This window comes from Pseudomonas sp. ERMR1:02 (genome assembly GCF_002277815.1).
GTDB lineage: Bacteria > Pseudomonadota > Gammaproteobacteria > Pseudomonadales > Pseudomonadaceae > Aquipseudomonas.
This window is the reverse complement of sequence record NZ_NKJI01000001.1, coordinates 348,773-371,416: the sequence shown is the minus strand read 5'-3', so window position 1 is coordinate 371,416 and position 22,644 is coordinate 348,773. Positions and strand designations below refer to the sequence as shown.

The window sequence follows — 22,644 nt, the reverse complement described above, 5'->3', positions numbered from 1 at the left end:
GCTTTAAGCCTGTCTCGCTTGCGGCTTGAGCCGCACGTAAAGGGTTTTTCCGACGCGCGCCACCAGGTTGCCGGCGCCGTCGTGAATATCGACCTGCAATTGCGGCAGGTATTTTTGCCCATCCGCCGTCTGCCGACGGATTTCGTCGAGCAAGGTGTTATCGATGTTGAATCGGGCAAACACCGGGCCTTTGCCCGGCGATATGAAGTCGATGTCGGCGGCCTTGTCCCAGACGATGTATTGGCGCCCGAGGTTTTCCATCAGCATCAGCATGAAGAACGGATCGACCATCGAATACAGGCTGCCACCGAACTGGGTACCGACGTAATTTCGGTTGTACCAGCTCAGTCCCATCGACACTTCGATATCACGGAAATCATCGCTGATGTGCCGCACCCGCACTCCGGCGCCAAGGTACGGCGGGTAGAGGCTCATGAACCAGCGCATCAACCGGGCCTTGCCATACGTTTTGGTCAGCCACTTAAACATCGGGACGAGTACCCAGGCCCATGGCCTGTCGGGCGAACCAGCGCTTGGCGGGTGGCAGCAGATCGAGGCCGAGCAGACCGAGATTGCGCCCCAGCGAAACCAATGGCTGCGTGCTGCCGAACAAACGCGTGACCTTATCGGAGAAGCCGACGGTGAGGTTCTGATCCAGACGCTGACCCTCGCGATAGGCCAGCAAGGTCGCGAAGTCCCCCAGTGCTTGTTCACTGGCGAGCAGCGCATCGGCGAGCGCCTGGGCATCGCGCAGGGACAGGTTGAAACCCTGTCCGGCAATCGGGTGCAGGCTGTGAGCGGCGTTGCCGAGAATCGCCAGATGTGGTCGCACCTGCTCTTCGGCCTCCACCAGCGACAACGGGTACAGGTGCCGCGCACCGACCTGCTTCAACGTGCCGAGGCGATAGCCGAACACGCTCTGCAATTCGCTGAGGAAACTGCTTTCATCGAGGGCGGCCAAGCGTTGCGCGTCCATCCCCAGACGGGTCCAGACCAGGGCGCAGCGGTTGTCCGGCAACGGCAGCAACGCCATCGGGCCATCGTCGGTGAAACGTTCGAAAGCCATGCCGTTGTGGGCTTCGCTCGGGGTGATGTTGGCGATCAGCGCGCTCTGGTTGTATGGCCGCTTTTTGATGCCAATGCCCAGTTGCTCGCGTAAGCCGGAACGGCCGCCATCGGCGAGCACCGCGAGGTCGCAATCGAGCGTGGTTTCGTCATTAAGGGTCAGGCGATAGCCGTCGGTGAGCGGCTCCATGCGGGTGACTTCCGCCGGGCAACGCCAACTGATCACGTCCTTGTCCAGGCTTTGCCACAGGCATTGGCCGAGCCAGGCGTTTTCCACCACGTAACCCAGTGCCGGAACGCCCTCTTCCATTGCCGACAGGCGCGCGGTGGAAAAACGCCCACGGTCGGAGACGTGAATCTGCTTGATCGGTTCGGCACGGCGGGAAATCTCCTGCCAAACACCCAACCGCTGATAAATCTGCCGGGCGCCAAAGGATAATGCCGTGGAGCGCGCGTCGTAGCTTGGCTGGTACGTGTCGCCGGGGGCAAACGGTTCGATCAGCACGATCTTCCAGCCCCGAGCCTTGGCTGCTGCCTGCAACGCCAACGCCAGGCTGGCGCCGACCAGACCTGCGCCGATAATCGCCAGATTGACTCGACTCATGCCGCTTGTGTCCGTGCTTGCGCCATCAACGCCTCGATCTCTGCCACCGTTTTCGGTACGCCTTGGGTCAGGATTTCACAGCCGCTTTTGGTGACCACTACATCGTCCTCGATGCGCACGCCAATGCCGCGCCATTTCTTCGCCACATTCTGGTTGCCCGGGGCAATGTAGATCCCTGGCTCCACGGTCAGCGCCATGCCGACTTCCAGCACGCGCCACTCGCCGCCGACTTTGTATTCGCCAACGTCATGCACATCCATGCCCAGCCAGTGCCCAGCGCGGTGCATGTAAAACGCTTTGTAGGCTTCGCTGGCGATCAATTCGTCGACGTCGCCTTGCAGCAAACCCAACTCGACCAGGCCGGCAGTAATCACTCGAACTGTGGCTTCGTGAGCCTGATTCCAGTGTTTGTTCGGGGCGATCTCGGCAAACGCAGCTTCCTGGGCGGCCAGCACCAGTTCGTAGATTGCCTTCTGTTCTGCCGAATACTTGCCATTGACCGGCCAGGTTCGGGTGATGTCGCTGGCGTAGCAGTCGATTTCGCAACCAGCGTCGATCAACACCAGATCGCCGTCCTTGAGCACGGCATCATTCTGCTGGTAATGCAGGATGCAGCTGTTGCGTCCTGCAGCGACGATCGAGCCGTAGGCCGGCATCTTCGCCCCGCCCTTGCGGAACTCGTAATCGAGTTCGGCTTCCAGGCTGAATTCGTACAAACCGGCACGGCTGGCCTGCATCGCGCGCACATGGGCCTGGGCGGAGATCCGCGCGGCCTCACGCATCACTTTCACTTCTGCCGCCGATTTATACAGGCGCATGTCGTGAAGCAAATGATCCAGGGCAACGTATTCGTTCGGCGGCTGGGCACCGAGGTTCGCCTTGGAGCGGATCACATTGATCCAGTCCATCAGGTGGCGATCGAATTCCGGGTTGCTGCCCATGGCCGAATACACCCGGTCACGGCCTTCGATCAGGCCTGGCAGGATGTCGTCGATGTCAGTGATCGGAAAGGCGTCGTCAGCGCCGAAGTCGCGGATCGCGCCTTCCTGCCCGGCACGCAAGCCGTCCCACAACTCTCGTTCGGCGTTGCGCTCACGGCAGAACAGAATGTACTCGCCGTGCACACGCCCCGGCATCAAGACCAGGACAGCCTGGGGCTCGGGGAAACCGCTGAGGTACTGGAAATCACTGTCCTGGCGGTAGACGTGCTCGACATCACGGTTGCGGACGGCCACCGCGGCGGCGGGCAGGATGGCGATGCTATTGGGTTCCATCTGCGCCATCAGGGCCTTGCGGCGCCGGCTGTATTCCGCTTTCGGGATATGAATCATGGGCAGATGGCGTTCCTGGCTTTGATTAGTGCAACGACGGTTTGGCAGCCGCCGGTACGTCCGCTTTCCTGGTTTCGGAGAACAGCAACAGCGGCGCGACGCGCAGGTACTCCATGACTTCCATATAGTCGGTTTCCCCGTCCTCGGACTCTTCAAGTGCGTCTTGCACCTGGGAAATGGCGGCAAGGTCCTGCAACACTTCGGTGGCCTCGGTGCTCAGCATGCTACTGTCACGGCAGTTCAGGCCGAAACCGCTGAGGAAGCCCTGGCACCACTGGCCCAGTGCCTCGGCGCGTTCGGCCAGCGGGGCATCGTCGGTCGGCAGCAACAGGACGACGGTCACGTCGTCGCCAGTGAGTTCGCCCTTGACCATCTCTTGCAGGCCGATCAGAGCGGCGCGAACGTTGTCCTGTGGCTCGCTTTCAAGCAGCTCGACGGCGTCAATCAGCCAGCCCTCGGCATCGAAACCGGCGCCGGCGCAACTGCGACCGAGCAACAGGCCGTGCAGTTCGGCAGGCGAGACAGGGTGACCGCTGGAAGTCAGCAGGGTGGCGAAGGCTTGGTACGGAGAATTCTGAATGGGCATGGGCAGCTAGGCGCCAGACGGCGCTATGTCTAGAATGAAGGCCTTGTATCCTACATCGACTACCCCTGTAGGAGCGAGCACGCTCGCGATGGTTGCCAACGATAACGCCGGGGCCCTGACGCCCCGCGGCGTTCTCGGGTTCATCGCGAGCAGGCTCGCTCCTACAGGGGGCGGCCCGCTACTACCCATCAGACGAACCGTGGACACAATGGAAGACACCGACCTGCAAGCGCTGATGGCCAGACTCGAACTGTTGATTACCCGAGTCGAGCAACTTAAGAGCCAAAACGGACTCTTACTAGCTCAGGAAAAGACCTGGCGCGAGGAACGCGCTCACCTCATTGAAAAAAACGAAATCGCCCGGCGTAAGGTCGAGTCGATGATTTCGCGCCTCAAGGCCCTGGAGCAAGACTCATGAGTTCAAGCAATAGCGTCACCGTGCAGATCCTCGACAAAGAATATTCGATCATTTGCCCCCAGGAAGAACGCAGCAACCTGGTGAGCGCCGCCCGTTACCTGGACGGCAAGATGCGCGAAATTCGCAGCAGCGGCAAAGTCATCGGCGCCGACCGCATCGCCGTCATGGCCGCCTTGAACATCACCCACGACCTCCTGCACAAGGAAGAACGCCCGGATGTTCAAGCCAGCGGCTCGACCCGCGAGCAGGTACGCGATCTGCTGGATCGGGTCGATTTGGTGCTCGCAACCGATCCGGACGTAACCAAAGGCTGATTCGCGCCAACGCTTGCGGTATACTCCTATCACTCCCTGGGGTGCTTGCCAGTTGGCGATGTCCCTGAGCCGATTTGCTATACCCTGGAGGTTGCACGTTGGGCTGGTGTGCATGTCCGCTAGACGGAAAGCCTTAAAGCCTACTGCATCTTCCACCTTGAACTTTCGGGTTCAAGGGCTAAGTCGACAGCGGCACATTCGGGGAGCCTGATTCCAGCCGATGTCGGTTTTTATACCGGCATCGGCTTTTTTACGGGTACGCTTTACGTATCCGCACTGCTGAAGCCCGAATTCATGAACGAACCTGCGCTGCTACCCCGCCCGCAACTTCGACGCATGCTGCGCAAGGCCCGCCGCGCACTGACACCCAGTCAGCAGCGCCAGGCAGCTCGCGGGCTGTACAAGCAATTGGCCCAGCAACCGCTGTTCCGCCGCGCCAAACATATCTCTCTTTATTTACCCACCGACGGTGAAATCGATCCACGCCTGCTGCTGCGTGCCGCTCAGCGTCGGGGCAAGGCCACCTATCTACCGGTGCTCAGCGCCTGGCCGCGAACCAAAATGGTGTTCCAGCGCATCCGCCCAGGCGAAAAACTCAAGCCCAATCGCTTCCGAATTCTCGAACCAAGGCACAACCTCGCCCGGCAACGTAAAGTCTGGGCGCTGGATCTGGTGCTGTTACCGTTGGTGGGATTCGATGATGTCGGCGGACGTCTGGGCATGGGCGGCGGCTTCTATGATCGAAGTCTGGCCTACCTGGCGCGCCGAAATGACTGGCGCAAGCCGACGTTACTGGGCCTGGCCCATGAATGTCAGAAGGTGGAGCGACTGGCTCAGGCGAGCTGGGATGTGCCGCTGCAAGGAACGGTGACGGACAAGGCCTGGTACTTCGCAGGCTAGACGCCACTGCACGTCAGCGGCGTCGAAAAGACGAAATCAGCGTTTGAAAGCGGTCGACTGTTGCTGCAACGGCGAGACTTCGATCGGCGCATCGTTCTTGTTGGTCCAAAGGCTTTGGGCATAGCCGGTGGTCACGACGCCGAGGCCAAACAAAATAACCAAAATCCATAGTAAATCCGGTTTGCGTTTCATCGACTGCCCCCCAAAGGCATATCTATACGATGTCAGCAGCGGTTTCCTTTTGTAGGCCGTGCAGCAGCGTCAAGCTTTAAAGGCCGGCATTTTGCGACAACGTGAACCTGCACGCAAATGCTGGCGTCAACCGACTGTCGGTTTGTCATAAAATTGCCGGACAACCTGCCCACACACCTCGCAAGGAGGCAAACCATGGCCTATTGGCTGATGAAATCCGAGCCCGACGAACTGTCGATCAAAGGTCTGGAAAAGCTCGGCAAAGCGCGCTGGGACGGGGTTCGCAACTATCAGGCGCGCAATTTTTTGCGGGCTATGGCGGTAGGTGACGAGTTTTTCTTCTATCACTCCAGCTGCCCTGAGCCGGGCATCGCCGGGATCGGCAAGATCGTCGAAGCGGCGTATCCGGACCCCACGGCGCTGGAGCCGGAAGGCCATTACTACGACCCAAAGGCAACAGCGGAGAAAAACGCCTGGAGCGCGATTGATGTCGCTCATGTCGAGACGTTTTCCAGGGTGTTGAAGCTGGACTATCTGAAACAGCAGACGGCGCTGGCGGAAATGCCGCTGGTGCAAAAGGGTTCAAGATTGTCAGTGATGCCGGTTACCGAAGACCAATGGGCAGTGGTCATTGCACTTCGGCCGTAAGACCTGTGGTGCCTGTAAGAATGCCTTCGCGAGCAAGCCCGCTCCCACATTTGATCCCGCGCCGGATGCAAAATCAGCATCCACTGGAGATCAAATGTGAGAGCGGGCTTGCTCGCGAAGAGGCTCGTCCCGACAACGAAAGTTTTATTGGATGATCAGGTTGTTGAACAACAGATCCTCAACCACCGGCTTGCCGGTCTCATCATTCATGATCTGTTGGGTTTGCTTCAGTGCTTGCTGACGCAGTTTTTCCTTGGCCTCGACGTTGTTCATCGTTTCGGTGGTCTGCTGGGCAAACAGCGCCACAAGCTGGTTACGGATCAACGGCTCGTTGGCCTTCACCGCCTTGGTCGCCTCGTCACCCGTTACCCGCAATGCCACGTCGGCCTTGTAGACCTTGAGCTTCGGCGTGCCGTCCAGCCCGTAGTTACCCACGAAAGGCGGGCTAAGGGTGATGTAATTAACCTTCGGTGCTGCACCTTCACTGGCTTCTTCGGCCACCGCTGCCACAGGCAGCGACAGGGCCAGCATCAACATGATCCACGCTTTCACAATTCACTCCTCATCCGGTTTGCGGCCTAGCATAACGACCCCAAGTTCAAGCACAAGCTTATGGCTGACTATCAGGGCCGGGCATGCTCGTTGACCCGTCGACTCACACACCTACACTTATCGGCCATCAATCCCAAAGGAATAGCCCTGATGAAAGCCGTGCTGTGCAAAGCCTTCGGCCCTGCCGAATCGCTGGTGCTGGAAGACGTCGCCAGTCCTGTCGCGAAGAAGAACGAGATCCTGCTGGACGTGCACGCTGCCGGGGTAAATTTCCCGGACACGCTGATCATCGAGGGCAAATACCAGTTCAAACCGCCCTTCCCGTTTTCCCCGGGCGGCGAAGCGGCTGGCGTGGTCAGTGCGGTGGGCGAAAAGATTAGTCATCTGAAAGTCGGTGACCGGGTCATGGCCCTGACCGGCTGGGGCAGCTTCGCCGAACAGGTCGCGGTGCCGGGCTACAACGTACTGCCGATCCCGCCCTCCATGGACTTCAACACCGCCGCAGCCTTCAGCATGACCTACGGCACCTCGATGCACGCGCTCAAGCAGCGCGGTAACCTGCAACCCGGTGAAACCCTGCTTGTACTCGGCGCCTCCGGCGGCGTCGGTCTCGCCGCCGTGGAGATCGGCAAGGCCATGGGCGCCCGGGTGATCGCGGCAGCCAGCAGCGCGGAAAAACTGGCAGTGGCCAAAGCCGCAGGTGCCGATGAACTGATCAACTACAGCGAAACCAGCCTCAAGGACGAAATCAAGCGCCTGACCGATGGCCAGGGCGCCGACGTGATCTACGATCCGGTGGGCGGAGACTTGTTCGACCAGGCCATCCGCTCTATCGCCTGGAACGGTCGACTGCTGGTAGTAGGCTTCGCCAGCGGCCGCATTCCAGAGCTACCGGTGAACCTTGCCCTGCTTAAAGGTGCCGCCGTGGTTGGCGTGTTCTGGGGCTCGTTTGCCCAGCGTCAGCCACAGGACAATGCCGCGAACTTCCAGCAATTGTTTGGCTGGTTTGCCGAAGGCAAATTGAAACCGCTGGTGTCACAGGTGTATCCGCTGGGTAATGCCGCGCAGGCCATCAATGATCTCGGCCAGCGCAAGGCGGTTGGGAAGATTGTCGTGAAGGTTCGTTGAAGATGTGGAGCTGAGATGTGCATTTTTACAACTCGGGAAAGTGTTAATCCGTAGTTCAGAGCGAACTGAAAATTCGTGAATTCTGCTATCCCTCGACCGCCTGTCGAAACTGATATTTCTGACAGGTAGGCCGAGTGATTTTCGCTTGTTAATATCTTCATGCAGTAAAAAAGAGTTTTCCATGGAACCATGAGGAAAAAATAATGAAGACAGAAAGCGAGGCAAGCATCAACGAATACAGAAAGCTCACATCCAACATTGATAATGTTTCAGAAAAAAATATTCTCGACAAACTATCCTCTGAAGATCAAAAAAATATCGAACAAGCACGTTCAGAGCGAGCAGAAACTACAATCCTCATCGCTACCAATGGAAACTTCAAGGGTGAGCTGAAAGTTGAGCATTGGTGGGGGCAAGGACTGTTTTATTGCTATTCAAAGGAGTACCGCATCACCCGATCTAACGGCCAGTCAGGGGGCAATAAGGCAAATCTGGATTTCAATTTCGGATCTTTTCCAAACGGTCAGTCTTTCGAAACCCGATCCGGCGATGACTTACATCAGACCGGTATTTGGCTTCCTTACCAAAAAGGCGGCTGGATTGGTTCGCCAGTCGGCGACAGGGTGATGATATTTGTGAAGTTTATATTTGACAAATCGGGGAGCGATCCCACCGGAGCTAACCATATCTATCTTCATAGACCAAGCTAAAACCGCAATACGCTTTTGACTCCTAATGAATTGTAAAGTAGCACTATTAATAAAGAGATTGATCTCTTGAGTCTCATCAATTAACTATTTTTGACAAGGAGTGGCGGTGCGGTATTTGCCTTCATCGTGATGCGCGACACCCCGCAATCGGTCGGCCTGCCACCGATCGAGAAGTACAAGAATGACTATCCACAAGGCTACGACGCCAGCCACGAAAAGGAATTCAGCGCCAAGGAAATCTTCGTCAAGTACGTGCTGCGCAACAAGATGCTCTGGTACATCGCCATGGCTAACGTCTTTGTCTATCTGCTGCGCTATGGCGTGCTGGACAGGCACCGACTTACCTCAAGGAAGCCAAGGGCTTCACCGTGGACAAGACGTCTTGGGCGTATTTCTTCTACGAGTGGGCCGGTATTCCGGGCACGCTGCTGTGCGGCTGGATGTCGGACAAGATCTTCCGTGGCAACCGTGGCCTGACCGGCATGGTGTTCATGGCACTGGTGACCGTGGCGACGCTGGTGTACTGGCTAAACCCGGCCGGTAACCCGACGGTCGACATGATCGCACTGGTTTCCATCGGCTTCCTGATCTATGGCCCGGTGATGCTGATCGGCCTGCAGGCGCCCAGTTATCTGGGTGGGTCGGTCGCGGCCAGGGCAGCGATGGGCTACACCGTGGACCATTTCGGTTGGGACGGCGGTTTCGTCTTGCTGATCGGTGCCTGCCTGCTGGCGATGGCCTTCCTTGCGCCAACCCTACGGCACAAGCAAGTCGCCAGTCAGAGCCGTGAAGCAGTCGCTTGATCAGCCTTTGATTTACAGCGCTTGAGCCGCGCCTCCAGATTCCGGTCTGGCATGGCGTGGCTACGCAGGGCGTGAGCGGTCTGCTCGACATAGTCGCGAGTGGTGCCGTAACGCCCGCAAGCGTTTTCGAACACGTGGCTCAACACGTGATCCGGCAGATTACCGGCGTAGCTGGGCAGGTGCCGCTCCAGCACAAATCCCAACGCCTGAACCTGGCTGCCATCTTCAAGCCGGCAGTTGAGCCAGTGCGGGCGATAGGACGGAAATGGCATCTCCCGTTTCCAAAGCGCATACAGCGAAGCATCCAGCTGTTCTTCCGGCAAGCGATAGGCGAAGCCGCTGCACGAGCCGCCGCGGTCCAGCCCGAACACCAGCCCGGGCATTTCCGGCGTGCCGCGATGTTCGTGGGACCACAAATACAAACCGCGATGGTAGCCATGTACTCGCCCGCGAACGCGTTCTACCGCTGTGCACTCAGGGCGCCAGATCAGCGACCCATACGCGAACAGCCACACTGGCCCACCTTTGTGGCGTGCCATGGTCGATTGCATCGAGCTGAGCAGTTGTTCATGCGTGAGCGGCGGCCCCAGATCGAGCTGCGGAGGGTAAGCCAGGTTCAGAAACGAAGATTCAATGGCGCTCATGGCGAATAGCGTTCAGCTCCCCGCGAGTAAACAGTTACTAAATAGAACGCACGGCAGAAAGAATAAGGCACATGCGTTTTCAAGTAATTTAAGTGCCTTGGCACGACTCTTAATTAATCACTTGAACGATATATAACCTACCGACATTTATACGATTATATAAATACCGATAGGCTATATAGGGGTTATAAAAGAAACCTGTAGGAGCGAGCTTGCTCGCGATGGAGGCAAGGACAACGCATTCATCCTGACTGCACGCGTTATCGTTGACCTCCATCGCGAGCAGGCTCGCTCCTACACGGGGTAGCGTCAGGATCTAGGTGCGTAGGCAAAGACATCGGCGCGCATCTGGTGGGCGTCCATCCCCGCCTCGACCAGCGCATCCAGCGTGCCGTAGACCATCGCCGGCGAGCCACTGGCATACACGTGCAAGGTCTTGAGATCAGGAAAGTCTTCGCACACCGCTTCATGCAACATGCCGCAACGCCCTTGCCAGCCGCATTGATCGCTGACGACTTTGTGCAGGAACAAATTGGGCAGTTTCAGCCATTCATTCCAATGTTCGACTTCATAAAAGTCTTCGGGTCGACGCACACCCCAGTACAGATGCACCGGATGCTTGAAACCTTCGGCACGGCAATGTTCGATCAGGCCATGCACCTGGCCCATGCCGGTGCCTGCGGCGATCAGCACCAACGGGGCCTCCGGCAACTCGGCAAGGTGCGCATCGCCAAATGGCATGTCGATCCGCACCATCGTGTCGCGCTGCAATTGCTTGATCAGATTTAGCGCACTGGCTTCGCGCGCCAGTACGTGGATCTCCAGATCTCGCCCGCCAGAAGGCGCCGACGCCAGGGAAAAGGACGACTTTTCGCCATTGTCCCGATGGATCATCAAATACTGACCCGCGTGATAACGCGGCGGCTTGCCGGCCGGCGCCCGTAGTCGAACACGCCAGGTGTCACCACCGACCTCGGTGCAACTGGTGACCTGACACGACAGACTGCGCACCGGCAATTCTCCCAGCGCGAGCACGCCATCCCACAGCACGATGCAGTCTTCCAGCGGCTCTGCTATGCAAGTGTAGAACTCGCCATGGTCACGCACATGGCCAGCCTGTTCGACCCGGCCTTCCACCAGCAGCGCGGCGCACACGTGGCAATTGCCGTTGCGACAGCTTTGCGGGCATTCATAGCCCAGACGGCGTGCGCCATCGAGAATCCGCTCGCCGGGCAAAATATCCAGTACTGCGCCGGAGGGCTGCAAGGTTACACGCATCAATCTATTCCTAACTGATTCCAGATGGCATCGATCCGTTGAGTCACGGCGTCGTCCTTGACGATCACCCGGCCCCACTCGCGCGTGGTTTCGCCAGGCCATTTATGCGTGGCATCGAGGCCCATCTTCGAACCCAGGCCGGACACCGGCGAGGCGAAGTCGAGGTAGTCGATCGGCGTGTTTTCGATCATCACCGTATCGCGCTTGGGGTCCATGCGCGTGGTGATGGCCCAGATCACGTCGTTCCAGTCCCGAGCGTTGATATCGTCGTCAGTGACGATAACGAACTTGGTGTACATGAACTGTCGCAAAAACGACCAGACACCGAGCATTACCCGCTTGGCGTGCCCCGGATACGACTTCTTCATGGTCACGACGGCCATGCGATACGAGCAGCCTTCGGGCGGCAGGTAGAAGTCAGTGATTTCCGGAAATTGCTTCTGCAGGATTGGCACGAACACTTCGTTCAGCGCCACGCCGAGAATCGCCGGCTCATCCGGTGGACGACCGGTGTAGGTGCTGTGATAAATCGGCTTGATGCGATGAGTAATGCGTTCGACCGTGAACACCGGGAAGCTGTCGACTTCGTTGTAGTAACCGGTGTGGTCGCCATACGGACCTTCATCAGCCATCTCGCCCGGATGGATCACGCCTTCAAGGATGATTTCGGCGGTAGCCGGCACTTGCAGATCGTTGCCGCGGCATTTCACCAATTCGGTTCGGTTGCCACGCAGCAGGCCGGCGAAGGCGTACTCGGAAAGGCTGTCCGGCACCGGGGTCACGGCGCCGAGGATGGTCGCGGGATCGGCGCCCAACGCCACGGAGACCGGGAACGGCTGGCCGGGATGCTTCTCGCACCACTCACGATAATCCAGCGCGCCGCCACGATGGCTCAGCCAGCGCATGATGACTTTGTTGCGGCCAATCACCTGCTGACGGTAGATGCCGAGGTTCTGACGGTCCTTGTTCGGACCCTTGGTGACGGTCAGGCCCCACGTGATCAACGGGGCGACATCGCCCGGCCAGCAGGTCTGCACCGGCAACTTCCCAAGGTCGACGTCGTCGCCTTCGATGACTACTTCCTGGCAGATCGCGTCTTTGACCACCTTAGGCGCCATCGAGATGATCTTGCGGAAGATCGGCAGCTTGGACCAGGCGTCTTTCAAACCTTTCGGCGGCTCGGGTTCCTTGAGAAACGCCAGCAACTTGCCGATCTCGCGCAGCTCGCTGACCGCTTCGGCGCCCATGCCCAACGCGACACGCTCGGGGTGCCGAACAGATTGCCGAGCACGGGAATGTCAAAACCGGTGGGCTTTTCGAAAAGCAGGGCCGGGCCCTTGGCGCGCAAAGTGCGGTCGCAGACCTCGGTCATTTCGAGCACTGGGGACACCGGAACCTGAATGCGCTTGAGTTCACCGCGCTTTTCCAGCCCGCTGATAAAGTCGCGCAAGTCGCGATACTGCATGCGTGAGCCTCGTGTTGGCCGTGGCGTTCGGGGGCAGGCAGTTTAGCGCTGAACACCGCGGTTCAGAACCACAAACTACCGGTTGATCAAACATCAGATAGCAAAAAGCCGGGTTTCCCCGGCTTTCTTTTGCTGCTCGACTTACTTGCGCTTCATCGACAGGAAGAACTCATCGTTGGTCTTGGTCGTTTTCAGCTTGTCGACCAGGAACTCGATGGCAGCCACTTCGTCCATCGGGTGCAGCAGCTTGCGCAGGATCCACATGCGCTGCAACTCGTCGTCGGCGGTCAGCAACTCTTCGCGGCGAGTACCGGAGCGGTTGATGTTGATGGCCGGGAACACGCGTTTTTCAGCGATACGACGATCCAGAGGCAGTTCCATGTTGCCGGTGCCTTTGAATTCCTCGTAGATCACTTCGTCCATCTTCGAGCCGGTTTCAACCAGCGCGGTGGCGATGATGGTCAGCGAGCCGCCTTCTTCGATGTTCCGCGCGGCGCCGAAGAAACGCTTCGGTTTCTCTAGGGCGTGGGCATCGACACCACCGGTCAGTACCTTGCCGGAGCTCGGGATCACGGTGTTGTAGGCGCGAGCCAGACGGGTGATGGAGTCGAGCAGGATCACTACGTCTTTTTTGTGTTCAACCAGGCGCTTGGCCTTCTCGATCACCATTTCGGCAACCTGCACGTGGCGGGTTGGCGGCTCGTCGAACGTCGAGGCAACCACTTCGCCGCGCACGGTGCGCTGCATTTCGGTCACTTCTTCCGGACGCTCGTCGATCAGCAGCACGATCAGATGAACTTCAGGATTGTTACGTGCGATGTTCGCGGCGATGTTCTGCAGCATGATCGTCTTGCCGGCTTTCGGCGGTGCAACGATCAGACCGCGCTGGCCTTTACCGATCGGGGCGCACAGGTCGATCACGCGACCAGTCAAGTCTTCAGTGGAACCGTTGCCGGCTTCCATCTTCATGCGCACAGTCGGGAACAGCGGGGTCAGGTTCTCGAAGAGAATCTTGTTTTTCGCGTTTTCCGGACGGTCGAAGTTGATCGTGTCGACCTTGAGCAGTGCGAAATAACGCTCGCCTTCCTTTGGAGGGCGGATCTTGCCAACGATGGTGTCACCGGTGCGCAAGTTGAAGCGACGGATCTGGCTCGGCGAGACGTAGATATCGTCGGGGCCGGCAAGATAGGAAGCATCAGCGGAGCGAAGGAAGCCGAAGCCGTCCTGGAGAATCTCCAGCACGCCATCACCGGAGATTTCCTCACCGCTTTTCGCGTGCTTCTTGAGCAGGGAGAAAATCACGTCCTGCTTGCGCGAACGGGCCATATTTTCTATGCCCATCTGTTCGGCCAATTCGAGCAGTTCGGTAATCGGCTTTTGCTTGAGTTCAGTCAGATTCATATAGGAATGACGTAATCATTTATGGAGGGGGGAAATTAAGCTTTTGGCTTAATGAGGCCGCGCCGCGGAGAAGGCGACAGGATCGCGTACTTATTCGAATGGAGAGCGTCGGCGACGGCTAGCAGGGGGCAATGGAGAAACCAGTGCGGGGCCGAATGTACCACCTGAGTTTCGGAGCGTCTAGCCCTCAATAACGAAAAGGCCCCGCTATTTGCGGGGCCTTTTGGGTGACACGTTACAACGACGCTTAGATGTTGGCGTCGAGGAAAGCCGCCAGTTGCGACTTCGACAGTGCGCCGACCTTGGTCGCTTCTACGTTGCCGTTCTTGAACAGCATCAGGGTCGGGATACCACGCACGCCATGCTTGGCCGGGGTTTCCTGGTTTTCGTCGATGTTCAGTTTGGCAACGGTCAGCTTGCCTTTGTAGGTCTCGGCAATTTCGTCCAGAACAGGAGCGATCATTTTGCAAGGGCCGCACCACTCAGCCCAGTAATCGACCAGTACAGCGCCTTCAGCCTTGAGTACGTCGGCCTCGAAGCTAGCGTCGCTAACGTGTTTGATAAGATCGCTGCTCATGGAATTCTCCAGGGTTGTAAGCAAAAAAACGTGGCCCATCATAACGGCCCTTCCCTCGTTCAGGAAGGTGCAGATGATTGAGTCTCGCTATGGTGTTTCATGAGTATGTGTATAGCCCAGGTCACGTCGTGGCGGGAGCGACGAAGGCGATTCCAGTGCGCAGTGCTGCATTGCGCACGTGTTCTTGCATGGCTTTCTGCGCAGCGACAGAGCCCCGGCGAGCCAGCGCGCGAAGGATTTTGCGGTGTTCCTGCCAGGTTTCCATGGCCCGTTCAGCCCGGATGAACGGTAGTTTCTGGCTTTCCAGGAAGATGTCAGCGCTGGCGGTGAGGATGCTCAGCATCGCCTGATTCCCGCTGGCGAGCAGAATGCGCCGGTGAAATTCGAAGTCCAGCCGTGCCGCCGCTTCGAAGTCGCCGGCTTTCAATTCGTTGCGCATGGCGGCGACGTTGTCTTCCAGAGTATCGAGCTCATCGGTACTCAAGGTCACCGCGGCTAACCCAGCAGCGAACCCCTCCAGCGCATAACGCAACTGGAAGATGTCCAGCGGCGAAGCCTGAGCCGCGAACGGCCAACCCGGCGCCGCCTCGCCTCGCGGCAGATCCACCGGCGACTGCACGAACACGCCCTTTCCCGGCTGGATACTGATGACGCCCAACGCACTGAGCGATGACAACGCCTCGCGTAATGACGCCCGACTGACCCCCAATTGCAGCGCAAGGTCCCGTTGCGAGGGCAAGGCATCGCCCGGCCCGAAGCCCTGTTCGTTGATCAATTTGCGGATGGCTTGCAGCGCCACTTCGGGTACGGCGCGAGAGATCGAATTCATGGTTTTCCAGACGAACCAGGCCAATGTGCGCCCAGTTGTAAAGCTATTCACGGCGTCCGGCAAGTCGTGCCCCATGGGAGTTCGATGACTTTCAAGACTGCGCTATCGAGGTGCGAAACCCCACGCCACTGTTCAGACCAGTAAGACCTTGCCAGCCCAGCAAAACCGCGGTCTGCGGTGCTGGAAACGCCATATTGGCATGGCCCGTGCTCTGTCGAATCGCAGAAATCACTCCTCGCCGATTCGGAGATTTGCCATGACCCAGCGTTACAGCGCCCTCCTCGCTGCCCTGTTTGCCAGCCTGATGCTAAGCCAGGCACCCGTCCACGCCGACGGCCTGGAGGATGTGGTCAAGCGCGGCGTCCTCAAGGTCGCCGTGCCCCAGGACTTCCCGCCCTTTGGCTCGGTCGGCCCGGACATGAAACCCCGCGGCCTGGATATCGATACCGCGAAACTGCTGGCCGACCAGCTCAAGGTCAAACTCGAACTGACACCGGTCAACAGCACCAACCGCATTCCGTTCCTCACCACCGGCAAGGTTGACTTGGTGATCTCCAGCCTCGGCAAGAATCCCGAGCGCGAGAAAGTCATCGACTTCTCCCGTGCCTACGCACCGTTCTACCTCGCCGTGTTCGGCCCGCCAGACGCCGACATCAAAAGCCTGGACGACCTCAAGGGCAAAACCATCAGCGTCACCCGTGGCGCCATCGAAGACATCGAGCTGACCAAGGTCGCCCCCGAAGGCGTGACCATCAAGCGCTTCGAAGACAACAACTCGACCATCGCCGCTTACCTGGCCGGCCAGGTCGATCTGATCGCCAGCGGCAACGTGGTGATGGTCGCGATCAGCGAAAAGAGCCCGAAACGCGTGCCGGCGCTGAAAGTGAAGCTCAAGGATTCGCCGGTGTACGTAGGTGTGAACAAGAACGAGCCGGCGCTGCTGGACAAGGTCAACCAGATCCTCGTCAGCGCCAAGAGCGACGGTGCACTGGAGAAAAATGCCCTGACCTGGCTGAAAGAACCGCTGCCGGCTGACCTTTGATTCGGCGCGCAGGAGACACGTTATGGCTTATCAATTCGATTTCTTGCCGGTGGTGCATAACACCGATCTGCTGCTGCGCGGTGCGTTTTTCACCCTTGAGCTGACGGCCATCGGTGCAGTGCTCGGCGTGGGCCTGGGCATCGTCGGGGCGCTGGTGCGGGCGTGGAACATTCGCCCGTTCGCGGGGATTTTCGGGGTGTATGTCGAGTTGATCCGCAACACGCCGTTTCTGGTGCAGTTGTTTTTCATCTTCTTCGGCCTGCCGTCCCTGGGCGTGCAGATATCCGAATGGCAGGCGGCGGTGCTGGCGATGGTGATAAACCTCGGGGCTTATTCGACGGAAATCATCCGCGCCGGCATCCAGGCAATTCCACGAGGCCAACTGGAAGCCGCCGCGGCATTGGCGATGACCCGTTTCGAGGCCTTCCGCCACGTAGTGTTGCTACCCGCGCTGAGCAAAGTCTGGCCGGCCCTGAGCAGCCAGATCATCATCGTCATGCTCGGCTCGGCAGTGTGCTCGCAGATCGCCACCGAAGAGCTGAGCTTCGCTGCCAACTTCATTCAATCGCGCAACTTCCGCGCCTTTGAAACCTACGCGCTGACTACGCTGCTCTACCTGTGCATGGCACTGCTGATCCGCCAATTGCTGAACTGGATTGGCCACCGCTTCATAGCAAGGAGCAGCCGATGAGCGATTTCACCTTTTGGGACATCGTGCGCAATCTGGTCACGGGCCTGCAATGGACGCTGGCGCTGTCGTTGGTGGCGTTCATTGGCGGCGGGCTGATCGGTTTACTGATCATGGTCATGCGCATCTCGGCAAAATCACTGCCGCGCAACTTCGCCCGCACCTACATCGAACTGTTCCAGGGCACGCCATTGTTGATGCAGCTATTCCTGGTGTTCTTCGGCGTGGCGTTGGCCGGGCTGGAGATTTCTCCGTGGATGGCAGCGGCGATTGCGCTGACGCTGTTCACCAGCGCTTATCTGGCGGAGATCTGGCGTGGTTGCGTCGAGTCGATCCCCAACGGCCAGTGGGAAGCCTCGTCGAGCCTGGCGCTCAATCCGCTGGAGCAACTGCGCTACGTGATCTTGCCGCAGGCCTTACGCATTGCCGTCGCACCGACCGTGGGATTTTCAGTGCAAGTGGTCAAAGGCACCGCCGTCACCTCGATCATCGGCTTCACCGAGCTGACCAAGACCGGCGGCATGCTCGCCAATGCAACCTTCGAACCCTTCATGGTCTACGGCCTCGTGGCTCTCGGTTATTTCGTGCTCTGTTACCCCTTGTCCCTCAGTGCGCGCTACCTGGAAAGGAGACTGCATGCCTCTGCTTAGAATTTCCGCCCTGCATAAATACTACGGCGACCACCATGTGCTTAAAGGCATCGACCTCAGCGTCGAGGAAGGCCAGGTGGTGGCGATCATCGGGCGCAGCGGCTCGGGCAAGTCGACTTTGCTGCGCACGCTCAACGGTCTTGAGTCGATCAACGACGGCGTCATCGAGGTCGACGGTGAATACCTCGACGCCGCTCGCGCCGACCTGCGCAGCCTGCGACAGAAAGTCGGCATGGTGTTCCAGCAGTTCAACCTGTTCCCGCACCTGACCGTGGGCGAGAACGTCATGCTCGCGCCGCAGGTGGTGCAAAAAATCCCGAAAGCCAAAGCCGCCGGACTGGCGCGACAAATGCTGGAGCGGGTTGGGCTCGGGGAGAAATTCGATGCTTTCCCTGATCGACTCTCCGGCGGGCAGCAACAGCGCGTGGCGATTGCCCGCGCGTTGGCCATGTCGCCAAAAGTGCTGCTGTGCGATGAAATCACTTCGGCGCTGGACCCCGAACTGGTCAACGAGGTGCTGAGTGTGGTTCGGCAACTGGCCAAAGAGGGCATGACGCTGATCATGGTCACCCATGAAATGCGTTTTGCCCGGGAGGTTGGCGACAAATTGGTGTTCATGCATCAGGGCCTGGTGCATGAGGTGGGAGATCCGAAGGCGTTGTTTGCCAATCCGCAGACGGTGGAACTGGCGAATTTCATTGGGACGGTTGAACACACCGCCTGATCGTTCCCATGCTCCGCGTGGGAATGCCTCAACGGACGCTCCGCGTCCGCTTTTGGGACGCAGAGCGTCCCGGGCTGCATTCCCACGCGGAGCGTGGGAACGATCGGCTTTGAACACTGCGCGTTGGCGGCAGCCTTTGATCGTGGCACGATGTCATGGTTATCGACCGAGACCCCTGACCATGCCGCAATCCCAAGCCAAGAATCTGTCCCTGATCGCCGCAATCGACCTGGGCTCCAACAGCTTTCACATGGTCGTGGCCAAGGCCCAGAACGGCGAAATCCGTATTCTCGAACGTCTCGGGGAGAAGGTACAGCTGGCTGCCGGCATCGACGAAGAGCGTCATCTCAGCGAAGAATCCATGCAGCGCGGGCTCGATTGCCTGAAGCGATTCGCCCAACTGATCAACGGCATGCCACTGGGCGCCGTGCGGATCGTTGGTACCAACGCCCTACGTGAAGCGCGCAACCGCGCCGAATTCATCCGCCGCGCCGAAGAAATCCTCGGCCATCCGGTGGAGGTCATCTCCGGCCGTGAAGAAGCGCGTCTGATCTACCTCGGCGTGTCCCACACCCTCGCCGATACCCCGGGCAAGCGCCTGGTGGCCGACATCGGTGGCGGCAGTACCGAGTTCATCATCGGCCAGCGCTTCGAACCGCTGTTGCGCGAAAGCCTGCAAATGGGCTGCGTCAGCTTCACCCAGCGCTATTTCAAGGATGGCAAGATCACCCCGGCCCGCTACGCCCAGGCGTATACCGCGGCCCGGCTGGAGATCATGAGCATCGAACACGCCCTGCACCGCCTGACCTGGGATGAAGCCATCGGCTCCTCGGGCACCATCCGCGCCATCGGCCTGGCGTTGAAGGCTGGCGGTCACGGCACCGGCGAAGTCAACGCCGAAGGCCTGGCCTGGCTCAAGCGCAAGCTGATCAAGCTTGGCGATATCGAGAAAATCGACTTCGAAGGCATCAAGCCTGACCGCCGCGCGATTTTCCCGGCCGGCCTGGCGATTCTCGAAGCCATCTTCGACTCCCTCGAACTGCAACGCATGGATCACTGCGAAGGCGCCCTGCGTGAAGGTGTGCTCTACGACCTGCTGGGCCGCCACCATCACGAAGACGTACGCGAACGCACGCTAACCTCGCTGATGGAGCGCTATCACGTTGATCTGGAACAGGCAGCGCGCGTCGAACGCAAGGCCCTGCACGCCTTCGATCAGGTGGCCAAGGACTGGGATCTGGAAGACGGTGTGTGGCGCGAGTTGCTGGGCTGGGCGGCCAAGGTCCACGAAGTAGGCCTGGACATCGCCCACTATCAGTACCACAAACACGGCGCCTACCTGATCGAGCACTCGGACCTCGCCGGTTTCTCCCGCGAAGATCAACTGATGCTCGCGCTGCTGGTGCGTGGCCACCGCCGCAACATTCCCAAGGACAAGTTTGCCGATTTCGGTGAAGACGGCATCAAGCTGATTCGCCTGTGCGTGTTGCTGCGCTTTGCGATCCTGTTCCATCACATCCGCGGCACCCAGCAAATGCCTCAGGTGGAACTGAACGCCAATGGCAATAGCCTGGAAGTGGTGTTTCCGGAAAATTGGCTGGACGACAATCAGCTGACCCAGGCCGACTTCGCCATCGAAGCGGAATGGCTGACCCGCGTCGACATCGTGTTGAGCGTTCGATAAAAATTCATTAAATACGGCCATGTAGGAGCCGGCTTGCTGGCGAAGGCGGTGTTTCAGGCACCGCAGTGTTGGCCGGACTGCCGTCTTCGCCAGCAAGCCGGCTCCTACACGGGTTGGGTGTGATTACAAAAAAGGGGCGATCCACTTGGATCGCCCCTTTTTTGCTAGCCGAAATTGCGTTAACGAACCGTCAGGATCGGGCTACCTAAGCGCTCCAGCAACGTAGCCTGGGCACTGCGCGGGTTCTGGTTGCCGGTTGGCGTGTTACGGATGTAACGACCGTCCGACTGCAGGCTCCAGCTGTGAGTGTTATCGGTGAGATACAGCTCCAGCTCTTTCTTGACCCGCATGATCAGCTTCTTGCCTTCCACCGGGAAGCAAGTTTCGACACGCTTGTCGAGGTTGCGCTCCATCCAGTCGGCACTGGAGAGGAACATCTGCTCTTCACCGCCGTTGAGGAAGTAGAACACCCGGGTGTGTTCCAGGAAGCGACCGATGATGGAGCGCACGTGGATGTTGTGCGAAACACCGGCAATGCCCGGACGCAGGCAGCACATGCCACGCACCACGAGGTCGATGCGCACGCCCGACTGACTGGCCTTGTACAACGCGCGAATGATCTTCGGATCGGTCAGCGAGTTGAACTTGGCGATGATGTGCGCCGGTTTGCCGTCGAGGGCGAACTGGGTCTCGCGGGCAATCATGTCGAGCATGCCCTTCTTCAGGGTGAACGGCGCATGCAACAGCTTCTTCATGCGCAGCGTCTTGCCCATGCCGATCAACTGGCTGAACAGCTTACCGACGTCTTCGCACAGGGCGTCGTCGGAAGTCAGCAGGCTGTAGTCGGTGTACAGGCGCGCGTTACCGGCGTGGTAGTTACCCGTGCCCAAGTGCGCATAACGCACGATCTCACCGGCCTCGCGGCGCAGGATCAGCATCATCTTGGCGTGGGTCTTGAAGCCGACCACACCGTAAATCACCACCGCACCGGCCGCTTGCAGACGGCTGGCCAGTTGCAGGTTGGATTCCTCGTCGAACCGTGCGCGCAATTCGATCACCGCAGTGACCTCCTTACCGTTACGCGCCGCATCCACCAGCGCATCGACGATTTCCGAGTTGGCGCCGGAGCGGTAGAGCGTCTGACGCACCGCCAGAACGTGCGGGTCTTTCGCTGCCTGACGCAGCAAGTCGACCACTGGCGTAAACGATTCGAACGGGTGCAGCAACAGGATGTCCTGCTTGCTGATCACGCTGAAAATGTTCTCGCTGTTCTGCAGTAGTTTCGGGATCTGCGGCGTGAACGGCAGGTATTGCAGCTCGCGCTGGCTGTCCAGGCCGGTGATGCTGAACAGACGCGTCAGGTTCACCGGACCGTTGACCTGATACAGCTCGGTCTCGCTCAAGTTGAATTGCTTGAGCAGGTAATCGGACAAGAGTTTCGGGCAGGTATCGGCCACTTCCAGACGCACCGCGTCACCATAGCGACGGGAGAACAGCTCACCGCGCAGGGCACGGGCCAAGTCTTCGACGTCCTCGGAATCCAGCGCCAGGTCGGCATTTCGGGTCAGGCGGAACTGATAGCAGCCTTTTACCTTCATGCCCTGGAACAGGTCATCGGCATGAGCGTGGATCATCGACGACAGGAACACATAGTTGTCGCCAGCGCCGCCGACCTCTTCCGGAACCTTGATGACCCGCGGCAGCAGACGCGGTGCCGGGATAATCGCCAGACCGGAATCGCGACCGAAGGCGTCAATGCCTTCGAGCTCGACAATGAAGTTCAGACTCTTGTTTACCAGCAGCGGGAACGGGTGCGTCGGATCGAGGCCGATCGGGGTGATGATCGGTGCGATTTCGTCGCGGAAATACCGGCGAACCCAGGTCTTGAGCTTGGTCGTCCAGTGACGGCGACGGATGAAGCGGACCTGATGTTTTTCCAGCTCCGGCAACAGAATGTCATTGAGGATCGCGTACTGACGGTCAACATGACCGTGCACCAGTTCGCTGATGCGGGCCAGCGCCTGGTGCGGTTGCAAGCCATCGGCGCCAGCCTGTTCACGGGCGAAGGTGATCTGCTTCTTCAGACCGGCAACACGAATTTCGAAGAACTCGTCCAGGTTGCTGGAGAAAATCAGCAGAAACTTCAGCCGTTCCAGCAACGGGTAGGACTCGTCCAGTGCCTGCTCCAGCACGCGGATATTGAACTGCAGTTGCGACAGCTCGCGATGGATGTAAAGACTGCTGTCATCCAGGCCAGGAACGGCAATCGCCGGCGCCGCCGGAACGGGCTCAGTCACCGCCGCGGGCGGAGCAGGCTCCAGTTCCGGCGGGGTTTCGTCGATTTGCTCCACCAGCGGTTGAGCGTCTTTTACGGCAACTTCAGTGAGTCCTTCGGTATTCATCGAGTGTTC

The 22,644-nt window shown here is 59.0% G+C and carries 23 protein-coding genes, 1 other RNA gene and 2 pseudogenes; 13 read left to right on the top strand and 13 right to left on the bottom strand.

The annotated features are described in order from the left end of the window. Positions 1-3 precede the first annotated feature (3 nt). Genes CES87_RS01800 through CES87_RS01785 form a run of 4 tightly spaced genes read right to left on the bottom strand, consistent with a single transcriptional unit; the run spans position 4 to position 3,586 of the window. Complete coding sequence (locus CES87_RS01800; RefSeq protein WP_128604703.1) at positions 4-489, bottom strand: DUF4442 domain-containing protein; 486 nt, start codon at positions 487-489, stop codon at positions 4-6. Continuing rightward, the gene (gene ubiH, locus CES87_RS01795; protein ID WP_128604702.1) at positions 482-1,669 is read right to left on the bottom strand and encodes a 2-octaprenyl-6-methoxyphenyl hydroxylase; all 1,188 of its coding nucleotides are present in this window, start codon (positions 1,667-1,669) and stop codon (positions 482-484) included. Before ubiH ends, CES87_RS01800 begins: the two co-directional genes overlap by 8 nt. Then, entirely contained in the window at positions 1,666-3,000 is a 1,335-nt protein-coding gene (gene pepP / locus CES87_RS01790) for a Xaa-Pro aminopeptidase (protein WP_128604701.1), read from the bottom strand. The genes ubiH and pepP overlap by 4 nt, the downstream gene beginning before the upstream one ends. A 25-nt stretch (positions 3,001-3,025) precedes the next feature. Next, positions 3,026-3,586, bottom strand: coding sequence for a YecA family protein (locus CES87_RS01785; protein ID WP_128604700.1), 561 nt, complete (start codon positions 3,584-3,586; stop codon positions 3,026-3,028). 208 nt (positions 3,587-3,794) lie between these two features. Between CES87_RS01785 and CES87_RS01775 the strand changes: the two genes are divergently transcribed. The 4 genes from CES87_RS01775 to CES87_RS01760 all read left to right on the top strand — a co-directional run bounded on the left by CES87_RS01775 (position 3,795) and on the right by CES87_RS01760 (position 5,218). Continuing rightward, positions 3,795-4,004, top strand: coding sequence for a TIGR02449 family protein (locus CES87_RS01775; protein WP_007982902.1), 210 nt, complete (start codon positions 3,795-3,797; stop codon positions 4,002-4,004). Further along, positions 4,001-4,318 carry a cell division protein ZapA gene (locus tag CES87_RS01770; protein ID WP_007942435.1) on the top strand — a complete coding sequence of 106 codons (318 nt, stop codon included), beginning with the start codon at positions 4,001-4,003 and terminating at the stop codon, positions 4,316-4,318. The genes CES87_RS01775 and CES87_RS01770 overlap by 4 nt, the downstream gene beginning before the upstream one ends. 30 nt (positions 4,319-4,348) lie before the next feature. Continuing rightward, positions 4,349-4,527: non-coding RNA, 6S RNA (gene ssrS, locus CES87_RS01765), on the top strand. 85 nt (positions 4,528-4,612) lie between these two features. Continuing rightward, positions 4,613-5,218, top strand: a complete 606-nt coding sequence (locus tag CES87_RS01760) for a 5-formyltetrahydrofolate cyclo-ligase (protein ID WP_128604699.1) — start codon at positions 4,613-4,615, stop codon at positions 5,216-5,218. Between the two features lie 36 nt (positions 5,219-5,254). On the opposite strand, the gene CES87_RS32290 is transcribed toward CES87_RS01760, so the two are convergent. After that, the gene (locus CES87_RS32290; protein WP_178081359.1) at positions 5,255-5,410 is read right to left on the bottom strand and encodes a hypothetical protein; all 156 of its coding nucleotides are present in this window, start codon (positions 5,408-5,410) and stop codon (positions 5,255-5,257) included. Positions 5,411-5,605: 195 nt separating this feature from the next. Between CES87_RS32290 and CES87_RS01755 the strand changes: the two genes are divergently transcribed. Further along, on the top strand, positions 5,606-6,058 hold the full coding sequence (locus tag CES87_RS01755; protein ID WP_128604698.1) for an EVE domain-containing protein: 453 nt from the start codon (positions 5,606-5,608) through the stop codon (positions 6,056-6,058). Between the two features lie 144 nt (positions 6,059-6,202). Here CES87_RS01755 and CES87_RS01750 read toward each other — a convergent pair whose 3' ends face one another. Next, on the bottom strand, positions 6,203-6,610 hold the full coding sequence (locus CES87_RS01750; RefSeq protein ID WP_128604697.1) for a flagellar basal body-associated protein FliL: 408 nt from the start codon (positions 6,608-6,610) through the stop codon (positions 6,203-6,205). 150 nt (positions 6,611-6,760) lie between these two features. Here CES87_RS01750 and CES87_RS01745 point away from each other — a divergent pair, with 150 nt between their 5' ends. From CES87_RS01745 to CES87_RS01735, 3 genes and pseudogenes are all read left to right on the top strand, one after another. Further along, a complete protein-coding gene (locus CES87_RS01745) occupies positions 6,761-7,738 on the top strand; it encodes an NADPH:quinone oxidoreductase family protein (protein WP_128604696.1) in 978 nt (325 codons plus the stop codon). Between the two features lie 203 nt (positions 7,739-7,941). Next, complete coding sequence (locus CES87_RS01740) at positions 7,942-8,448, top strand: hypothetical protein (protein ID WP_128604695.1); 507 nt, start codon at positions 7,942-7,944, stop codon at positions 8,446-8,448. A gap of 102 nt (positions 8,449-8,550) precedes the next feature. After that, positions 8,551-9,251 (top strand): annotated as a pseudogene (locus CES87_RS01735) (MFS transporter); the annotation flags it as partial. On the opposite strand, the gene CES87_RS01730 reads toward CES87_RS01735, so the two are convergent. The 6 genes and pseudogenes from CES87_RS01730 to CES87_RS01705 all read right to left on the bottom strand — a co-directional run bounded on the left by CES87_RS01730 (position 9,227) and on the right by CES87_RS01705 (position 15,445). Next, positions 9,227-9,895: a gamma-glutamylcyclotransferase gene (locus tag CES87_RS01730; protein WP_128604694.1), complete on the bottom strand. Its 669-nt coding sequence runs from the start codon at positions 9,893-9,895 to the stop codon at positions 9,227-9,229. The pseudogene CES87_RS01735 and the gene CES87_RS01730 sit on opposite strands and share 25 nt — an antisense overlap. Positions 9,896-10,204: 309 nt before the next feature. Next, positions 10,205-11,173 carry a CDP-6-deoxy-delta-3,4-glucoseen reductase gene (locus tag CES87_RS01725; protein WP_128604693.1) on the bottom strand — a complete coding sequence of 323 codons (969 nt, stop codon included), beginning with the start codon at positions 11,171-11,173 and terminating at the stop codon, positions 10,205-10,207. Beyond that, positions 11,173-12,638: pseudogene (gene ubiD / locus CES87_RS01720) on the bottom strand (4-hydroxy-3-polyprenylbenzoate decarboxylase). The gene CES87_RS01725 and the pseudogene ubiD overlap by 1 nt, the downstream one beginning before the upstream one ends. A gap of 141 nt (positions 12,639-12,779) precedes the next feature. Then, positions 12,780-14,039, bottom strand: coding sequence for a transcription termination factor Rho (gene rho / locus CES87_RS01715; protein WP_003206716.1), 1,260 nt, complete (start codon positions 14,037-14,039; stop codon positions 12,780-12,782). A 247-nt stretch (positions 14,040-14,286) separates the two neighbouring features. Continuing rightward, positions 14,287-14,616: a thioredoxin TrxA gene (trxA, locus tag CES87_RS01710; protein WP_003206727.1), complete on the bottom strand. Its 330-nt coding sequence runs from the start codon at positions 14,614-14,616 to the stop codon at positions 14,287-14,289. A gap of 121 nt (positions 14,617-14,737) precedes the next feature. Then, entirely contained in the window at positions 14,738-15,445 is a 708-nt protein-coding gene (locus tag CES87_RS01705) for a FadR/GntR family transcriptional regulator (protein WP_128604692.1), read from the bottom strand. Positions 15,446-15,701: 256 nt separating this feature from the next. Here CES87_RS01705 and CES87_RS01700 point away from each other — a divergent pair, with 256 nt between their 5' ends. From CES87_RS01700 to ppx, 5 genes are all read left to right on the top strand, one after another. Then, positions 15,702-16,487 (top strand): transporter substrate-binding domain-containing protein, encoded by a 786-nt coding sequence (locus tag CES87_RS01700; protein ID WP_128604691.1) that lies wholly within the window; start codon positions 15,702-15,704, stop codon positions 16,485-16,487. 22 nt (positions 16,488-16,509) lie between these two features. Further along, positions 16,510-17,178, top strand: coding sequence for an amino acid ABC transporter permease (locus tag CES87_RS01695; RefSeq protein ID WP_128604690.1), 669 nt, complete (start codon positions 16,510-16,512; stop codon positions 17,176-17,178). Beyond that, entirely contained in the window at positions 17,175-17,825 is a 651-nt protein-coding gene (locus CES87_RS01690) for an amino acid ABC transporter permease (RefSeq protein ID WP_128604689.1), read from the top strand. The genes CES87_RS01695 and CES87_RS01690 overlap by 4 nt, the downstream gene beginning before the upstream one ends. Beyond that, positions 17,812-18,549, top strand: a complete 738-nt coding sequence (locus tag CES87_RS01685; RefSeq protein WP_128604688.1) for an amino acid ABC transporter ATP-binding protein — start codon at positions 17,812-17,814, stop codon at positions 18,547-18,549. Before CES87_RS01690 ends, CES87_RS01685 begins: the two co-directional genes overlap by 14 nt. Before the next feature lie 181 nt (positions 18,550-18,730). After that, positions 18,731-20,233: an exopolyphosphatase gene (gene ppx / locus CES87_RS01680; protein ID WP_128604687.1), complete on the top strand. Its 1,503-nt coding sequence runs from the start codon at positions 18,731-18,733 to the stop codon at positions 20,231-20,233. Between the two features lie 179 nt (positions 20,234-20,412). Here the strand turns inward: ppx and ppk1 are convergent, their stop codons facing one another. After that, the gene (gene ppk1, locus CES87_RS01675) at positions 20,413-22,635 is read right to left on the bottom strand and encodes a polyphosphate kinase 1 (RefSeq protein WP_128604686.1); all 2,223 of its coding nucleotides are present in this window, start codon (positions 22,633-22,635) and stop codon (positions 20,413-20,415) included. Positions 22,636-22,644: the final 9 nt, after the last annotated feature.

Excerpts from the sequence above, each read along its gene's own strand:
- CES87_RS01800 (WP_128604703.1), bottom strand. The coding sequence starts at position 489 with ATGTTTAAGTGGCTGACCAAAACGTATGGCAAGGCCCGGTTGATGCGC.
- ubiH (WP_128604702.1), bottom strand. The coding sequence starts at position 1,669 with ATGAGTCGAGTCAATCTGGCGATTATCGGCGCAGGTCTGGTCGGCGCC.
- pepP (WP_128604701.1), bottom strand. The coding sequence starts at position 3,000 with ATGATTCATATCCCGAAAGCGGAATACAGCCGGCGCCGCAAGGCCCTG.
- CES87_RS01785 (WP_128604700.1), bottom strand. The coding sequence starts at position 3,586 with ATGCCCATTCAGAATTCTCCGTACCAAGCCTTCGCCACCCTGCTGACT.
- CES87_RS01775 (WP_007982902.1), top strand. The coding sequence starts at position 3,795 with ATGGAAGACACCGACCTGCAAGCGCTGATGGCCAGACTCGAACTGTTG.
- CES87_RS01770 (WP_007942435.1), top strand. The coding sequence starts at position 4,001 with ATGAGTTCAAGCAATAGCGTCACCGTGCAGATCCTCGACAAAGAATAT.
- CES87_RS01760 (WP_128604699.1), top strand. The coding sequence starts at position 4,613 with ATGAACGAACCTGCGCTGCTACCCCGCCCGCAACTTCGACGCATGCTG.
- CES87_RS32290 (WP_178081359.1), bottom strand. The coding sequence starts at position 5,410 with ATGAAACGCAAACCGGATTTACTATGGATTTTGGTTATTTTGTTTGGC.
- CES87_RS01755 (WP_128604698.1), top strand. The coding sequence starts at position 5,606 with ATGGCCTATTGGCTGATGAAATCCGAGCCCGACGAACTGTCGATCAAA.
- CES87_RS01745 (WP_128604696.1), top strand. The coding sequence starts at position 6,761 with ATGAAAGCCGTGCTGTGCAAAGCCTTCGGCCCTGCCGAATCGCTGGTG.
- CES87_RS01740 (WP_128604695.1), top strand. The coding sequence starts at position 7,942 with ATGAAGACAGAAAGCGAGGCAAGCATCAACGAATACAGAAAGCTCACA.
- CES87_RS01730 (WP_128604694.1), bottom strand. The coding sequence starts at position 9,895 with ATGAGCGCCATTGAATCTTCGTTTCTGAACCTGGCTTACCCTCCGCAG.
- CES87_RS01725 (WP_128604693.1), bottom strand. The coding sequence starts at position 11,173 with ATGCGTGTAACCTTGCAGCCCTCCGGCGCAGTACTGGATATTTTGCCC.
- rho (WP_003206716.1), bottom strand. The coding sequence starts at position 14,039 with ATGAATCTGACTGAACTCAAGCAAAAGCCGATTACCGAACTGCTCGAA.
- trxA (WP_003206727.1), bottom strand. The coding sequence starts at position 14,616 with ATGAGCAGCGATCTTATCAAACACGTTAGCGACGCTAGCTTCGAGGCC.
- CES87_RS01705 (WP_128604692.1), bottom strand. The coding sequence starts at position 15,445 with ATGAATTCGATCTCTCGCGCCGTACCCGAAGTGGCGCTGCAAGCCATC.
- CES87_RS01700 (WP_128604691.1), top strand. The coding sequence starts at position 15,702 with ATGACCCAGCGTTACAGCGCCCTCCTCGCTGCCCTGTTTGCCAGCCTG.
- CES87_RS01695 (WP_128604690.1), top strand. The coding sequence starts at position 16,510 with ATGGCTTATCAATTCGATTTCTTGCCGGTGGTGCATAACACCGATCTG.
- CES87_RS01690 (WP_128604689.1), top strand. The coding sequence starts at position 17,175 with ATGAGCGATTTCACCTTTTGGGACATCGTGCGCAATCTGGTCACGGGC.
- CES87_RS01685 (WP_128604688.1), top strand. The coding sequence starts at position 17,812 with ATGCCTCTGCTTAGAATTTCCGCCCTGCATAAATACTACGGCGACCAC.
- ppx (WP_128604687.1), top strand. The coding sequence starts at position 18,731 with ATGCCGCAATCCCAAGCCAAGAATCTGTCCCTGATCGCCGCAATCGAC.
- ppk1 (WP_128604686.1), bottom strand. The coding sequence starts at position 22,635 with ATGAATACCGAAGGACTCACTGAAGTTGCCGTAAAAGACGCTCAACCG.